The following is a 15085-nucleotide window of genomic DNA, read 5'->3' on the forward strand; positions in this document are numbered from 1 at the left end:
GCGCAAACGGAATCACGCCCTGCACACCGCGCACGATACGCACGATGCCCGCAAAACCTTCTTCGACGACCCAGTCGATCTCGGCATCCGGATACGCGCGCAAAATATCGGCCACGACCGGCGTGCAATGCACCACATCGCCAAGCGACGATACCTTGACGATCAGCACACGCATACCGCCATCCTTTCCCCCAACTTCATGAGTGCAGGCCGTGCGATCAGAACGGCAGTTGCGCGTCCGGCTTCTCGGCCAGGATCGCGCTGCGGAACTGCGCCTGGATGCGCGCCATGGCGGCATCGTTGTCGGCCTCGAACCGCATCACCACAACCGGCGTGGTGTTGGACGGGCGGGCCAGACCGAAGCCGTCTTCGTACTCCACACGCACGCCGTCGATGCGATTGACTTCCTTCGCACCCGCAAACGTGGCATTGGCCTTGATCTTGTCGAGCAGCGTGAAGGCTTCGCCCTCGGCGCATTTCAGCTGCAGCTCCGGCGTGCAGTGCGAGTTCGGCAACGCATTGAGCGTGGCGCTGGGGTCCGCCAGGCGCGAAACGATCTCCAGCAGGCGCGCGCCCGTGTACAGACCGTCGTCAAAACCGTACCAGCGGTCCTTGAAGAAGATGTGGCCGCTCATTTCACCCGCCAGCGGTGCGCCGGTTTCCTTCAGCTTGGCCTTCACCAGCGAATGGCCCGTCTTCCACATCGTGGCACGGCCACCGTGCTCACGGATGAACGGCGCCAGCTTGCCCGTGCACTTCACGTCGAAGATGATCTCGCCGCCCGGGTTGCGCGACAGCACCTCCTGCGCAAACAGCATCAATTGGCGGTCCGGGAAGATCACCTGGCCGTCCTTGGTGACCACGCCCAAGCGGTCGCCGTCGCCATCGAAAGCGAGGCCGAGTTCGCAATCTGTGGTCTGCAGCGTGCGCACGAGGTCTTGCAGGTTTTCGACGTGCGCTGGGTCCGGATGGTGGTTCGGGAAGTGCCCATCCACCTCGCAGAACAACTCCGTCACCTCGCAGCCCATCGCGCGGAACAACTCCGGCGCAAAGGCACCTGCCACACCGTTGCCGCAGTCCACAGCAATCTTCATCGGACGGGCCAGCTTGACGTCCGACACGATACGGTCGATGTACTGTTGGCGGATATCCACCTGGACGTAGCTGCCAGCGCCCTCGGCGAAGTCGCCTTGCTCAATGCGCGTGCGCAGCGCCTGAATCTGTTCCCCGTAGATGGCCTGGCCCGCCAGCACCATCTTGAAACCGTTGTAGTCCGGCGGGTTGTGGCTGCCAGTCACCATCACGCCCGAGGTCGCACGGCGGCCTGCCAGCTCAATGTTCGTGCCGAAGTAGACCATTGGCGTGGCAACTAGACCGAGGTCGATCACGTCGACGCCGCTGGCGCGCAGGCCATCAGCCAGCGCTGCCAACAGTTCGGGGCCCGAGAGACGGCCGTCGCGGCCGATCACCACGGCGGATTCGCCCTTGGCGCGGGCTGCTGAACCGAAGGCGCGGCCGATGAGGCATGCGGTGTCAGCGTCGACGGTTTTGCCAACGATGCCGCGGATGTCGTAGGCTTTGAAGATGGTGGGGTGGATGCTGCGCATGGGAGTGATCAAAAGAAGTAGCCAATTTTGCAGATTGTAAACGCTGAACCAAAGTCGGACCGGCAGTCCGTCCGGTAGCATTGCCGAAGAGTTGGTTAGGGCAAAGCTAACGGTATAATGGCATGCTAATCATTGTCGGTCAGCGGCCACTGCAATCGCCACACGCCCCCCCCTCGCCCGATGGCTAGGATGGCGTTTTTTGCACATGCCGTCGTTTTGATGCTCGGTGCTCCGGGCTAGCATGTGAACAAGCCCCGGAACCATCCCTACGTGATCACTGTCCTGACACCGACCTTCAATCGTGCTTACACATTGCCAAGGCTGTATGAGAGTCTAGTACGTCAGACCTCCCGGGATTTTGAATGGCTGGTTGTGGATGACGGCAGTGAAGATGAGACCGGCGAGCTGATCAGCAGACTGGCCAAGAATAAGGCTGTACGCATCCGATATATCGCTCAAGCCAACGCAGGGAAGCACATCGCTCTTAACACCGGAGTCCAACAGGCGCACGGGGACATGATCCTGATTGTCGATAGCGATGATGCGCTTGTCGACGGTGCTATCCAGCAAATCAAGGACAGGCTCACCGAGCACATGCGTGAAGACCTGAGCGGCCTTTGCTTCCGGAAAGCACTCTTCGACGGAAAGCTGCTGGGTAGAGTCATAAAGGCCGATGCCATGAAACTCAACCCAACCGAAGCAAGCAAGATGTTCAAAGGCGATCTTGCGTATGTCTTCAAACGGTCAACAATGGCTAGCAACCCGTTTCCGCAAATACCCGGGGAAAAATTTGTTCCGGAGCTGTATGTTTGGAACAAGATCGCCGATATGGGATGCATCGTATTTTTCCCCGAGGATGTGATCTACCGGTGTGAGTACCTACCAGACGGCTACACACACAACTTCATGTCCACGCTCAAGAAAAACCCGAAGGGATTTCTGCTTTTTTATGCTAGCCAAATCAGCCGAGAAACATCAGTCTTACTGAAACTGAAATACAGTATCCGCTGGCTTCAATGCCTCTACTACAGCGCGGCAAAGAGCTTCCATAGAGCAGAAACATCCGAACCCCTCCATTCGAGTGACACATTGAACTGAGTCAGCACGGCTACACGCCAGTGTGAGAACTAGGTAGCGGTTCAAGACCCCAAGCACCCCACGGATCCGGAAAGCCTCAAAGCTGTCGAATACAATGCCGACGGTCAGCATTTGACCCGCCCTCACTACGCAGATATTTCCGATATGGCGAGCCACCAACGGGCCCTCGTTCAACGCCTGTTAAGCCTCTTGGTCCGGCTGAGCCGCGCGTCTTTGATCACTGCAGCATCGTCGGCCTGCGCCGTGCTGGAGTTATGGGCATTCAGTAGTAAGTTGCCAGTTCACGAGTTGGGCATTGTCCTGGCCGCACAAGGCGCCGCAGCGCTCCTCGCGGGGGTCGGCGAAGCAGGACTGTCTCTCTGGGCCACGCAACGCTTGGCTCACTGTGCCACCCCTGCAAGACTGACAGCGCTTTCACGATACGCCATGGCTGTTCGACTGCCGTTGTTCGCAGTGCAAGCCGTCCTGGTGGCCGTTGCCGCCCGCTATACGCTGATAGGCTGGAACCACTTCGGACTCACACTGTTGATGTCAGCATCGATGACGTTCAGTTTTGGCTGGGTCTTCATCGCGACGGAGCGTTATCTCCTAATCGCACTGACAGAGGGTGCCACGCGCATCGCAGGGTTGTCCGCGTTCCTGCTTATACCAAGCAACAGTGCTGACGCTGCCTTGTTCTGGCTGGCCGCCTCTGGAGCGGCCCAATCGCTTGTGCAGCTATTTGCTGCGCGCCAACTTGGTCTGTTAAGGGCCATCTCCGCACCGAAGCTTCGACGCCTCCGCCTTCATACGCGCCACTTCGCAGCGTATCGATCCGCTCTGGCACAGGCGGTCGGCCGCAATATCCTGCCGGTCGCTGTCGGTGCCCTCGTGACTCCATCTATTGCGAGCGCGGCGTTGGCTGCCGAGAAAGTTTCTCGGGCAGCAACGGGCATCGTCTCAGCCGTACTAGGCTACGTCCTGCCTGCCCTCGGTCGGGGCTTCCGCGAAAGGCCCGTGACACAAATCTACGGCCTTAATCTGCTCATCACATTGATTGTGGGTGGCGTCACGGCTGCCGCATTGATGGTTTACGTGCGCGCTTCTCATGCGTCGCTGGCCCAACTTTTTTCCGGCAGTACGATGCTGTTAGTCGTAGCTGCGCTCCTGACAGGGGCGCGCGTCGTATTCTCGGCTACGTTGTACATGCGCGTGCTTGCACCTGGGAAGTTCGCTCTCGCGTCGCACCTTCTAGCGTTACAGACGGTGGGAGCCATCTGTGCATCCTTACTCCTTCGCAGCACGTCGTCCGTCGTCCTGTTTTTGCTAACGCTGTGCGCGTTGGATCTGACCCTGACCGCAGCAGCCTCGCGGATCGGACGCCGGGATAGCGGACACCATCAAAAGAGAATATGAGCAGCCAGAAGGATTTGGTCTACGTAATCACCGGCCTGAACCGAGCCGGCGCGGAACTGGTTTGCCTAGATCAGGCCAGCTATTTTGCGCGTGCCGGATATCGAATTGGCGTGATCTACCTAGTAAAAGGGGATGATCAGTTAGTGCCCAATTTTGAGGCAATCGGCGCAGAGACGGTGTGTCTGGGCATGCGTTCATCATTGGCGCTACCGCTAGCGCTCCTCCGCTGCCGCAGTGTGCTGCGGAAGTGGCGCCCCCGCGTGGTTCACTCCCACATGATCCACGCGACCATTCTTCTCTCGCTCATTAAATGGTCGTTGCCGGGCATCAAGCTGGTTGCAACGGCTCATAACATCAATGAAGGGGGAGGGATGCTCAACCTATTACAGAGGTTCACCCGCCGCGCACCCGACCTCGCGACCAATGTCAGTGAGGAAGCAACTATGGCCTACGTCTCACGTGGACTGTTTCGCGCGAGCAGCACCAAATGCATTCCGAACGGAATCGATGTCGAGAAATTCGGATTTCAAGAAACCACCCGCGCTAGGCCAGACGAGACGTTCATCTTTATTTGCGTGGCACAGTTCCGCCCCCAAAAGAACCATCGTGCGCTCTTGCAAGCCTTCGCCAAGGTACGCAGCGTCAAACAAAAAGCGCGACTGCAACTACTGGGGGACGGCCCGTTACTCGACGAGTGCAAGGTATTGGCCCGCACGCTCGGCATTGCTGACGCCGTGGAGTTTGCCGGTGGCGGCGCCGACGTGGTTGCAGCGCTACGAGATGCCGATGCGTTCGTCCTCGTTTCCAACTATGAAGGGTTCGGCCTTGCCGCGGCCGAGGCGATGTCCGTAGGGTTACCGGTCATCGGCGCTGATGTGGCGGGATTGCGGGAAGTGATCGGCCCGCACGGCATGTTGCCCCCCCCCGATGACATCGATGCCATTGCTAAGGCCATGCAGCGATGCATCGACGCGCCAGGCACGTCCGCCGATCGGCGAGCCCGTCGGGAATATATCGTCCGCCATTTCAGCCTCAACGCCGTGCTGACGCGATGGGATGCGGAATATCGCAGGTTGGGGCTATGACCTGCCCGCTACGCCAGCGATATAATTTTTATTTGATCATGGCCTTGTGGGCCACTTCGCCCCTCTTCGATACCCCGGCCTGATGAAAAAACTACTCCTTGTGTTTGGAACGCGACCGGAAGCCATCAAAATGGCGCCGGTCTATCAGGCGTTGCAAGCGCTACGGCGCTTCGACGTTCGCATTTGCGTGACAGCACAGCATCGCCACATGCTCGATCAGGTGCTGGAAGTATTCAGCATAACGCCCGAATACGACCTGGACCTCATGCAGCCCAATCAAAGCCTGACCGATCTCACCTGCAATGTGCTGCAAGGCATGCGACCGGTGTTGACTGAATTTCGCCCCGATGTCGTACTGGTACATGGCGATACGACCACGACAATGGCAGCATCGCTAGCTGCGTTCTATGAGCGAATCGCAATCGCACACGTGGAGGCTGGGCTGCGGACCCGCCAGCGTTACTCCCCATGGCCGGAGGAGAAAAACCGGCATATCACCAGCACCCTGGCAACCTGGCACTTCGCACCGACCGACCAGAGTCGCGACAACCTGCTTGCCGAAGGCGTTCCAACCACCGATATCTGGGTGACTGGTAATAGCGTTGTCGACGCCCTCCTGCAAATCCGCGACAAGCTGGCGAACGACCACGCTCTGCGCCAACGCATGGAGGCGCGCTTCAACTTCCTCGATGAAGAGCGTCGCCTGCTGCTGGTCACCGGTCATCGCCGCGAGAACTTTGGTGATGGCATCCGGAACATCTGTGTGGCACTGCGTGATCTATCCACGCGTAACGACATCGAGATCGTTTATCCGGTACATCTGAATCCGAACATCCGAGGTCCTGTGGAGTCGCTGCTCAGTGGCCACCCAAATGTCCGCCTCATCGACCCGGTCGGCTATGTCGAATTCATGTATCTGCTTAACCGCTCATATGTCGTGTTGACCGACAGCGGCGGCATCCAAGAAGAGGCACCTTCGCTCAACAAACCCGTCCTCGTGATGCGCGACACCACCGAACGCCCCGAAGCAATCGCGGCGGGCGTCGCTCGGCTGGTCGGCACCGAACCGGCACGCCTATGCGCAGAAGTCGTCCGGTTGTATGACGATGCCGCAGCTTACTCAGCCATGGCCACGGCTGCCAACCCATATGGCGACGGACTCGCAGGGCAACGTATTGCCAGGATACTCGCCGAAGCGCTGCACCTGCCCACTCGCCGCGCTGCGACATGACCTTCCCATCCAAGTCTCGGCCACGAGTTGCCTATGTCATCACTGAAAGCGAAATTGGTGGCGCACAAACACATGTACGTGACCTGTACGCGGGGCTGCGTAACCGCGTAGATGGCATCCTTGTGGCCGGTGGGAATGGACCATTGTTTGCCCAAATGGAAGCACTCGGTGCGCAAACGATCCACATTGATGAACTAAACAACTCGCTCTCATTCCTGCATCTAGTACGTACGGTTTGGCGCGTGGCAGCCGCTCTGCGCGGCAACCCGCCCGATCTCATCCACGCGCACAGTGCTAAAGGCGGCGCGGTGGCACGCATGGTAGGTGCGGTACTGCACATCCCCGTCGTGTACACCGTACATGGTTTCGGCTTCAAGACAGCAGCGCCTTGGAAGCAACGCTGGGCGGCCCGGCTTGCGGAATGCACGTTGGCCCCACTGACGACGCAGATGATCTGCGTGTCCGACGCAGAGGCGCAGATGGCCGAAACGCTGCCGATCCGCCGCGCTCGTGTGCACATGATCCGCAACGGCATTGCCGACACGGCGCAGCGCAGCGAGCCGGCATCAGCCGTGACTCAGGTCGTGATGACGGCCCGATACGCCGCACCCAAACGCCACGATGTGCTGATCCAGGCTGCAGGCGATGGCGCTATTCCGGCCAATGCGCGTGTCACACTGGTCGGCGACGGGCCACAGCGTGGATCTCTCGAACGCTTGGCGGCAGCCGCCAACGCAGCAACGACCTGCTTTGCCGGCAACATCGACAATGTGGCAGACGTGTTAGCAGCCTCTCAGTTGTTCGTGTTGTTTTCCGATCATGAAGGTCTGCCGATATCCATCCTGGAAGCCATGCGCGCGGGCTTGCCGATCCTCGCCAGCGATCTGCCCGGCATCCGTGAGCAAATCGTGCACGGCGAGTCCGGCTGGCTGGTGGATCACCGTGACGCAACCGCCGTGAATGCAGCACTGCGCATGCTGTGCGGTGACGCCGGACGCCGACAGGCACTGGGGGCTGCAGCGCGCAAACGCTATGAAGCACTATTCGGCATTGCTGCCATGGTCGAGCAAACGTATACGGTCTATCAGAGAGCGCTCCAAGCTTCGCCGACTCGACAATCATGAACGTTCTAACACGCCTCTTCCATGCATCGGGCTCTGAAACCGCACGACGACGCAGCCGGATGTTCGGCTGGGCGCTCACTGGTCATCTGGTGATCGCAGCCAATCTAGCTTTATCCATCGCCGCCCATCGTTTTGGGTGGGTCACGCCAGCGTTCGCGTACACCGTACTGTGGGGCGTCCTGCCCTACTGGCTGGCATTCGTGCTACTGGATAACACCCTGCACCTCCCACCAATCGAGGGCAACAGCATCGTTGTCACAGTCACACTGGTACCGGTCATCTTCCTGCTTGTGCTCTTTGCGATGTTCCATCTGGAATATTCGCGCGGTGCCGTGCTACTAAGTTACGTCACAACCCTGCTTTGGGTGCGTAAGGGCTACCGCAGCTTCGTCGAACAGTATGTGCCGGTGTATGGCTATACCAATGCAGCGGACTACATGCAGTTGCAAGAGCTGCTCAACGTAGCCGGCGCGCGTGCTACGCGCTCTGCCTGCACGTTCCGCAAGCTCGCCTCATTGGACGAAGCTGTAGGCTGCGACGGGCTGCTGGTCGATCGTTTTTCCACCTCCGATCCAGAACGCACGCGCATGCTCGCTCGGCTCAAACTCAGCCACGTTCGCATCTATTCGATCGAAAAACTGGCAGAGCTGTTGACCGGACGCGTCGGCCTCTCGCACATCGACGACAACTTCTTCGACGACTACGCCGACCACTATTTCTACAGCCTGCTAAAACGGCTGATCGACATTACTGCTGTGCTAGTACTAATACCGGTGGCACTGCCCTTATCGGTACTGGTTGCCGTGGCGATCCGGCTGGAATCACGCGGGCCGGCCTTATTCCGGCAGCTGCGATCAGGTCTGGATGACGTCCCATTCACGATGTACAAATTCCGAAGCATGGCCGTGACCGATACCGCACCCGCGCAATTTGCCTCGCACGCTGACCCCCGCATTACGCGCGTGGGCAAATGGATACGCAAATACCGCTTCGATGAATTGCCACAACTCTGGAATGTTCTCAGAGGTGACATGAGCATGATCGGCCCGCGCCCCGAGCAGGTGCCGATGGTCAAGCAGTTTTCCGACACGATCCCGTTCTATCCATACCGCCACCTGGTACGCCCAGGCCTGTCAGGCTGGGCACAAGTGCAGCAGGGCTACGTCAGCAATGAAAAAGAGACCGTGACAAAGCTGAGCTACGACCTTTATTACGTCAAGCACTGCTCACTAGCGCTGGACTTATTGATTGGCGCGAAGACAATACAGACCATTTTGACGGGATTTGGAGCGAGGTAGGGTAACCCGTCGCCGCCCCCCCCCTCATACGGTGATCAACACGTTACTGTGGGAGTTGCCCTTCTCTTTCGGGGGCTGACACAGAGCGCAATGTCGGCCGGCTCATCGGCGTGTACTCACCAACCCAACGGCGCAAGTCTCGGCGCACCTCATCGTCAGAGGGAATACGCTGCTGCGTCAGCCAAGCCAGCACACCCTCAACAAGGTGATCCGGCACTTCTCTCGCGCGTGCAATACGCAATTTGGGGTGCGGTGTAGCCCGCGTGGTCTCTTCGTCCGCCAGCAGTTCCTCGTACAGTTTCTCGCCCGGCCGCAAACCGGTGAATACGACCTTGATCTGGTCGTCATCGAAGCCATACAGACGAATAAGATCGCGCGCGAGATCGGCAATCTTGACTGGCTGGCCCATGTCGAGCAGGAAAATTTCCCCGCCTTCGCCCATGCTCGACGCTTGCAGAACAAGCTGAGCGGCCTCCGGAATGGTCATGAAGAAACGGATAATCTCGGGGTGGGTGACCGTGACCGGCCCACCGCGAGCGATTTGCTCCTGGAACTTCGGGATGACGCTGCCGGCGCTGCCCAGGACATTGCCAAAACGCACAGTCTCCAGCCGGGTCTGCCGCGTGCCCTGCTGCAACGCCTGGCACATCATCTCCGCCAAGCGCTTTGAGGCACCCATCACATTGGTGGGGTTGACCGCCTTGTCGGTCGAAATCAGAACGAAGCGACTCACACCATGCCGAATAGCCGAGTGGGCGACACGATAAGTACCCAGCGTATTATTGCGCACGGCCTGCCAGGCATTAAGTTCCTCCATCAGCGGCACATGCTTGTACGCGGCCGCGTGATAGACGATGTAGGGCGCATACCGCTGCATCGTCGCGTCGAGTAGCAATGAGTCTTTGACATCACCAACCACTGGAACGACCGCAACGCCAGGGAAATACTCTCGCAGTTCTTCTGCCAGTCGATAGATGGCGTACTCGGAAACCTCGTAGGCAATCAGTTGGGCAGGGTCAAACCGGAGGATCTGCCGGCACAACTCGGAGCCGATGGAGCCGCCTGCGCCCGTCACCATGGCAACCTTTCCGTGCAGCAGTTCCTCGATATGCGGCGTATCGATCGAAATCTGTTCACGCCCGAGCAAATCTTCGAGGTCAATCTGGCGAATGCGGGACAAGAAGGGCTGCCCCTGGTTCAGCGTCGTCAACGCAGGTAGCACCAGGGCACTCACGTTGGCGCGCACGCACAGTTTCGCGACACGCCGATGCACTTCAGCCGGCGCCGACGGCATTGCAATGATTACGTGCTTGATCTTGTGCTGGGCCGCAATGCTCTGCAGGTCGGCAACACGGCCCAGCACCTTGTAGCCGTGGAGCTCGCGCCCTTGCTTTAATTCATCATCGTCGAGCAAGCCCACCAGCCGCCATTGCGCCGAACGGCTCAGTTCCCGCGCCAGGCTGGCCCCCGCGTGGCCCGCGCCCAGCAGCAGCACCGGCTTGCCTTGTGCGATCAGCCCCCCATAGAGATAAAACTCCTTCGAGGCCCGGTAGACGGCACGGCTGCCTCCCATGACGAGAAACAGCAGGATTGGCATAAGAGCCAGTACCGAGCGCGGAATGGCAGGGACCGGTTGCAGCATGGTGCCAATGGCTATGGTGAGGATCGCGCCGGAAACCACAGCTTTGGCGATACGCAGTAAGTCCGGCAAACTCGCGAACACCCACATGCCGCGATACAGCTCGAAGAGGCGGAACATCAGCGCATGGATGGGCAGAACCCAGGCCATCGCGGCCAGCGCGCCGTTCCAATATTCGTCAGGTGGCGTACCGTTGAAGCGAATATAGAAACTGACCAACCAAGCCGCGGCGACAGCGCTGAGGTCGAACACAAAAGCGGCAAGGGACAGCCACCGAATACGCGGGGAACCAGTTCTTAGGAATTGCATGTTGTGAACTACTCAATTCGGCGCAGCCGCCAGAAACAAGCGCCATCGTATATCGATAGCGCGCCCCAGCAGAACCAGAATCAGGCCCCAGCCAGCAAGAAGGATGCAGCCCTGCCAGACTGAGAGAAACAAAGATACTTGGGCAAGCATCAAGCCCACCAGCATCAATGCGTACCATTGCAGAACCACAGGCCGATGGGCACCCGCCATGCGAATCATACGCTGGTAGTAGTGCTCACGATGCGCCTCCCAAACACGCTCCCCTCTGGCAAATCGCTTGAGCAAAGTGACCGTGGCATCAGCGATGAATGGTGAGAACGCGATGACCGGGAGCAAGGGGGACCAAGCACCCGCCACCCAGCCCCAGTAACCGACTCCTCCGGCCAAAAACCCCAACGGTACCGAGCCGACATCGCCCAGAAACACCTTGGCCGGAGGGAAGTTAAAGAACAGAAATCCTGCAGCGGCGCCTGCGACAATCCCAGCTGCCGCCGCGATTTCCGCGTGCGCAGGCGTGGCGGCTAGCGAGTACGCGGAAAAGCCAATCAAAGCCATGCCTCCGGCCAAACCATCCGCGCCGTCCATGAAGTTATACAGATTCAGCATCCACCCCAGGGCCAACGCCAGTAAGGGGGCTAGCCACCACATCGGCGGAGGTTGCAGCGCCAACAGCGCTGCAGCTGAGGCCAAGTGGCAAACAAAGCGATAACGCGCCGACAAACCCCAACGATCGTCCACGAGCGACAACGCTCCCAATAGGGCCGAAAGCAGTGCCAGCGGCCAAAGCGTCGGGGCTGCAATGACAATCAGCGGCACGCATACGGCAGTGATGCCAACACCTCCTACCCGCGGAATCGGCTGAATGTGTAGCGAACGTTGATTCGGTACGTCGATCGCGAGTCGCTGCGCAGCTCCAGTCTTGAGTAGCACGAACAATGTTAGCGCCGTACCTAGCACGGCCGAGACGGAAGACAGCAGGAGTTTGTCAAACAAGAAGGACATCACAGGCACTTAGCGACGTAACGAACGGTACCAGTCGGCTGTCTGGGCCAACCCTTCTTGCAGCGAGAACGGCGCCTGCCACCCTAGTAGGGCCTTGATCTTACTCGGATCGACCCGCAGGGGATCAATCAAGCGCTGAACCACCTCACTGCGCCCCGTGATGGTTCCTGCCAGGCGCAACAGCCCAACTGGTACAGGAAGCAGGCGTGCTCGACACCCCAGCGCCTGGCCCAACAGACGGGTAAGCTCATCGACACCGACATCATGCCCATCCGACACATGGAACACTTGGCCAGCAGCGGCAGGATGGCTGGCCGCAACGAGAATCGACGATACAAGATTATCCGCACCAATAAGGCTGCGAGGCGCGGACGCGTAGCGCAACGGCAGCGGCATACCGCGGGCCACTGCAGCCATCAGGCTGAAAAAGTTGGCCTTGACGCCTGGGCCATAGACTAGCGGCGGCCGCAGGACTACCACCTCCAGACCTTCCCGGTGCCCAAACTCGAACAGCATTTGCTCCGCTTCATATTTGGATTGACCATAGGGATCAGCCGGGCGCGCGGGATCGTCCTCGCGCAGCGGGTGCCCTTGCTCGGACTCGCCTGCGGCCTTGATGCTGCTGACATAGACGAAGCGACTGACACCAGCACGCGCCGCAGCCGATGCAAGATTCAGGGTGCCGGTCACATTGGTGGCCCGAAATGCTGCAAGGGGATTGACCGCTCGCTCGTCCATCACATGGACGCGCGCGGCTAAGTGAAGCACGCAGTGCGTCCGCAAGTCGGCAGGCCATTCCCGCCCGATGTGCGCGAAGTCTGAGCTGACCGGTATTGCCGGGACATCCACCTGTCGTGCCTCTGTGCCAGACGCACGCACCAGCGCAGTCACCTCGGCACCCCGTTCGCGCAGGGCTCGCAGCACAGCCCGGCCGACAAAACCCGTGGCGCCCGTGACCAGATAGTGTTCCAAGACCAAGGATCCTTTGGCGAAAGGGTAAGAAAGATTCTGAGGTGGCAGCACAGCGCTCGCCACGCATGCGGCATGCACCCTGGCAGAGGGAAGACGCAGCGAATCCGCCTACGTCAGCGCCACCGGAACGGCCCTCGTCATCAGACGTGCTAGCGGCCCGCTACCTCGCGGTAAAGACGGCTGTATGCCTCGCCCAGCGCGGGGCCAGAAAACAGCGCCTGGTAACGCTCCCTCGCTGCACGCCCCATCCTCGCCGCACGCTGCGGCTCAGCGAGCAGCTCGAGGATGGCAGCGGCCAGGCGCTCTGGCGACTCCGGCGGCACAACCAGGCCTGTCACACCATGCAGATTGACATACGACGTGCCGGAGCCAATTTCGCAACACACCATTGGCTTGCCAAACATTGCGGCCTCTACGAGCACCATGCCGAACGCCTCAGAACGCAAATGCGACGGCAATACCATGGCGTAGCACGAGGCTAACAGCGCGGCCTTCTCTTCGTCGCTCACCTGCCCCGCAAAGATCACGTTGCGCGCACCGTGAGCCGCAGCAAGCGCCTGGAGCCGATCCAACTCCGGCCCGGAACCGGCGATCACGACATCGGCATCCAGTGCAGGAGCTGCTTCGATCAGCGTGTGCAAGCCCTTGTAGTAGCGCAGCACGCCGAGCGCGATAATAATCGGCCTCCCGCTCAGTCCCAACCTGCCAAGCAAAATGGCATCACGCTCCTGCCTAGGGCGGCCATAGTCCGCTATGCCGAGCGGGATCACCTTGATGCGTGAGGCATGAACATCTTCGCACAGCGCTTGGCTGGTCTTCGCATACGCGGGAGAGGTGGCCACCACTGCCGACATGCTTTTCAATGTGCGCCGCATTAGCGGCCCATAGAGCGCCCCCAGCCAGCGCTGGCGCACGATATCGGAGTGGTAAGTCAATATGGCCGGCTTATCCGCAGCGTCGGTCAGGCGCAGTAGATCGCCGAACGGCCAGGGAAAGTGAAAATTGACCACGTCGGCCCATCTAGACAGGGTTTGATAGCTCCTGAACGCATGGAGGCCACCTAGGTCGCAGGAAGCCGGGGCAGCCCACGATTTTGCACGCGCGACCACCCCTTCGGCAAGCGCGATCTCCCTCGGCTGAGGTTGGGGAGACAGTGCAAAAACCCTGGATTCCACACCGAAATCCCGCGTACCAAGACAAATCTGCCGGATGGCCTCCTGCAAACCTCCCGGTGGATCCGGAAAGTAAGTGCGATAAACGTGCAGAACGCGCAAGGGGCTGCTTCCTTCAGGCTTCATACATCCAGCGCAGGGTTTCTTCTAGCGCGATCACCTTGATATCGCCGATCTTGTCACGCAATTTCTGATTGCTACCACGCAGGTATTTCACGTCACCCTGGCGGACGAACGCCGGATTTATCCTCACGCGAATCTTGTAGCCAGCTATGCGCTCCATAATATCGAGTACATCCTGCAGACTGTATGCTTTGCCCGAGCAAACATTGAAGACCTCGCCAACCGCTGCTACCCGAAGCAGTCGCGCGTAAGCATCTACAGTCACTCTAACGTCCGAGAAATCCCGGGCAACATCCAGATTGCCCAGTTCGATTTCCTCCGCGCCACGACGGAAGTGATCGACGATCTTCGGCAGCAGGAAGTCTGATGATTGGCCCACGCCTGTATAGTTGAACGGCCGCACGACAGTGACCGGCAATCGCGGCGTCCAGAGCCTTGCCATCAGCTCCATCGCCATCTTGCTGACCGCATAGTCGTTAGCGGGCGCGGGCGCAATCGTTTCATCCAGCGGATCCACTGGCGTATTGCCGTAAACGTTCGCACTACTTGCCAACAAGATCGACTTCGGCGCAACGCCCGCAGCAGCCTCCAGAATGTTCCGGGTTCCAACCACATTGGTTCGGTAGATCGCGTCAACATTTCCGTGTGCGACAAAGGCAATGGCCGCCAAGTGCACGATATGGTCTGGCTTGACGCCAGACAGCGCATCAGCAAGCCCCTGACGATCCATCAGATCGCACTGCAAGATGTCTTCTTCCGGGGCGCCACCTTCTTGCGCAAGCCCAACGACGCGATAGCCTTCGGAGCGAAGCCTCCTGGCCAGATACCCGCCGGTGAAGCCCCGGACACCCGTGATAAGGACCGTTGGCATATCAATCAGAAAGAATAGCCTTGCTCGTTCCGACGCAGATCTGCCTCGACCATCATCTGGCAAAGCTGTTCGAGCGTGGTTTGCGGCTTCCAGCCCAGTTCGCGGGTCGCCTTCTCCGGAGTGCCGATCAGAAGATCCACTTCAGCAGGTCGATAGAAC

Annotated in this window: 13 protein-coding genes and 1 pseudogene; 6 read left to right on the forward strand and 8 right to left on the reverse strand. The window is 59.5% G+C overall.

Annotated elements, in window-relative coordinates:
- Both JHD73_RS21705 and JHD73_RS21710 read right to left on the reverse strand, forming a co-directional pair.
- A pseudogene (locus tag JHD73_RS21705) lies at nucleotides 1-175 on the reverse strand (lipopolysaccharide heptosyltransferase I); the annotation flags it as partial.
- A 43-nt stretch (nucleotides 176-218) separates the two neighbouring features.
- Nucleotides 219-1607 (reverse strand): phosphomannomutase/phosphoglucomutase, encoded by a 1389-nt coding sequence (locus JHD73_RS21710; RefSeq protein ID WP_199032269.1) that lies wholly within the window; start codon nucleotides 1605-1607, stop codon nucleotides 219-221.
- A 270-nt stretch (nucleotides 1608-1877) separates the two neighbouring features.
- Here JHD73_RS21710 and JHD73_RS21715 point away from each other — a divergent pair, with 270 nt between their 5' ends.
- The 6 genes from JHD73_RS21715 to JHD73_RS21740 all read left to right on the forward strand — a co-directional run bounded on the left by JHD73_RS21715 (nucleotide 1878) and on the right by JHD73_RS21740 (nucleotide 8838).
- Nucleotides 1878-2705, forward strand: coding sequence for a glycosyltransferase family 2 protein (locus tag JHD73_RS21715; RefSeq protein ID WP_199032270.1), 828 nt, complete (start codon nucleotides 1878-1880; stop codon nucleotides 2703-2705).
- A 426-nt stretch (nucleotides 2706-3131) separates the two neighbouring features.
- A complete protein-coding gene (locus JHD73_RS21720) occupies nucleotides 3132-4100 on the forward strand; it encodes a hypothetical protein (protein WP_199032271.1) in 969 nt (322 codons plus the stop codon).
- A complete protein-coding gene (locus tag JHD73_RS21725) occupies nucleotides 4097-5185 on the forward strand; it encodes a glycosyltransferase (RefSeq protein WP_199032272.1) in 1089 nt (362 codons plus the stop codon). The genes JHD73_RS21720 and JHD73_RS21725 overlap by 4 nt, the downstream gene beginning before the upstream one ends.
- An 82-nt stretch (nucleotides 5186-5267) precedes the next feature.
- Nucleotides 5268-6416: a non-hydrolyzing UDP-N-acetylglucosamine 2-epimerase gene (gene wecB / locus JHD73_RS21730; RefSeq protein ID WP_199032273.1), complete on the forward strand. Its 1149-nt coding sequence runs from the start codon at nucleotides 5268-5270 to the stop codon at nucleotides 6414-6416.
- Nucleotides 6413-7540 carry a glycosyltransferase gene (locus JHD73_RS21735; protein ID WP_199032274.1) on the forward strand — a complete coding sequence of 376 codons (1128 nt, stop codon included), beginning with the start codon at nucleotides 6413-6415 and terminating at the stop codon, nucleotides 7538-7540. Before wecB ends, JHD73_RS21735 begins: the two co-directional genes overlap by 4 nt.
- Nucleotides 7537-8838, forward strand: coding sequence for an exopolysaccharide biosynthesis polyprenyl glycosylphosphotransferase (locus JHD73_RS21740; protein WP_233177103.1), 1302 nt, complete (start codon nucleotides 7537-7539; stop codon nucleotides 8836-8838). The genes JHD73_RS21735 and JHD73_RS21740 overlap by 4 nt, the downstream gene beginning before the upstream one ends.
- A 43-nt stretch (nucleotides 8839-8881) precedes the next feature.
- Here JHD73_RS21740 and JHD73_RS21745 read toward each other — a convergent pair whose 3' ends face one another.
- The 6 genes from JHD73_RS21745 to JHD73_RS21770 all read right to left on the reverse strand — a co-directional run.
- Nucleotides 8882-10786 (reverse strand): nucleoside-diphosphate sugar epimerase/dehydratase, encoded by a 1905-nt coding sequence (locus tag JHD73_RS21745; protein ID WP_199032275.1) that lies wholly within the window; start codon nucleotides 10784-10786, stop codon nucleotides 8882-8884.
- Between the two features lie 12 nt (nucleotides 10787-10798).
- Nucleotides 10799-11788: a glycosyl transferase gene (locus JHD73_RS21750; protein ID WP_199032276.1), complete on the reverse strand. Its 990-nt coding sequence runs from the start codon at nucleotides 11786-11788 to the stop codon at nucleotides 10799-10801.
- 9 nt (nucleotides 11789-11797) lie between these two features.
- Entirely contained in the window at nucleotides 11798-12760 is a 963-nt protein-coding gene (locus tag JHD73_RS21755; RefSeq protein WP_199032277.1) for an NAD-dependent epimerase/dehydratase family protein, read from the reverse strand.
- Between the two features lie 149 nt (nucleotides 12761-12909).
- Entirely contained in the window at nucleotides 12910-14058 is a 1149-nt protein-coding gene (locus JHD73_RS21760; RefSeq protein WP_233177104.1) for a glycosyltransferase, read from the reverse strand.
- Complete coding sequence (locus tag JHD73_RS21765; RefSeq protein WP_199032278.1) at nucleotides 14048-14926, reverse strand: NAD-dependent epimerase/dehydratase family protein; 879 nt, start codon at nucleotides 14924-14926, stop codon at nucleotides 14048-14050. Before JHD73_RS21765 ends, JHD73_RS21760 begins: the two co-directional genes overlap by 11 nt.
- A gap of 5 nt (nucleotides 14927-14931) precedes the next feature.
- On the reverse strand, nucleotides 14932-15085 hold a 154-nt coding region (locus tag JHD73_RS21770), incomplete at its 5' end, for a GDP-mannose 4,6-dehydratase (protein WP_199032279.1).

The sequence above is a fragment of the Ralstonia sp. ASV6 genome, from assembly GCF_016429285.1.
Classification (GTDB): domain Bacteria; phylum Pseudomonadota; class Gammaproteobacteria; order Burkholderiales; family Burkholderiaceae; genus Ralstonia; species Ralstonia flaminis.

Coding starts and splice junctions, on each gene's coding strand:
- JHD73_RS21710 (WP_199032269.1), bottom strand. CDS start 1,607: ATGCGCAGCATCCACCCCACCATCTTCAAAGCCTACGACATCCGCGGC.
- JHD73_RS21720 (WP_199032271.1), top strand. CDS start 3,132: ATGGCTGTTCGACTGCCGTTGTTCGCAGTGCAAGCCGTCCTGGTGGCC.
- JHD73_RS21725 (WP_199032272.1), top strand. CDS start 4,097: ATGAGCAGCCAGAAGGATTTGGTCTACGTAATCACCGGCCTGAACCGA.
- wecB (WP_199032273.1), top strand. CDS start 5,268: ATGAAAAAACTACTCCTTGTGTTTGGAACGCGACCGGAAGCCATCAAA.
- JHD73_RS21735 (WP_199032274.1), top strand. CDS start 6,413: ATGACCTTCCCATCCAAGTCTCGGCCACGAGTTGCCTATGTCATCACT.
- JHD73_RS21740 (WP_233177103.1), top strand. CDS start 7,537: ATGAACGTTCTAACACGCCTCTTCCATGCATCGGGCTCTGAAACCGCA.
- JHD73_RS21745 (WP_199032275.1), bottom strand. CDS start 10,786: ATGCAATTCCTAAGAACTGGTTCCCCGCGTATTCGGTGGCTGTCCCTT.
- JHD73_RS21750 (WP_199032276.1), bottom strand. CDS start 11,788: ATGTCCTTCTTGTTTGACAAACTCCTGCTGTCTTCCGTCTCGGCCGTG.
- JHD73_RS21760 (WP_233177104.1), bottom strand. CDS start 14,058: ATGAAGCCTGAAGGAAGCAGCCCCTTGCGCGTTCTGCACGTTTATCGC.
- JHD73_RS21765 (WP_199032278.1), bottom strand. CDS start 14,926: ATGCCAACGGTCCTTATCACGGGTGTCCGGGGCTTCACCGGCGGGTAT.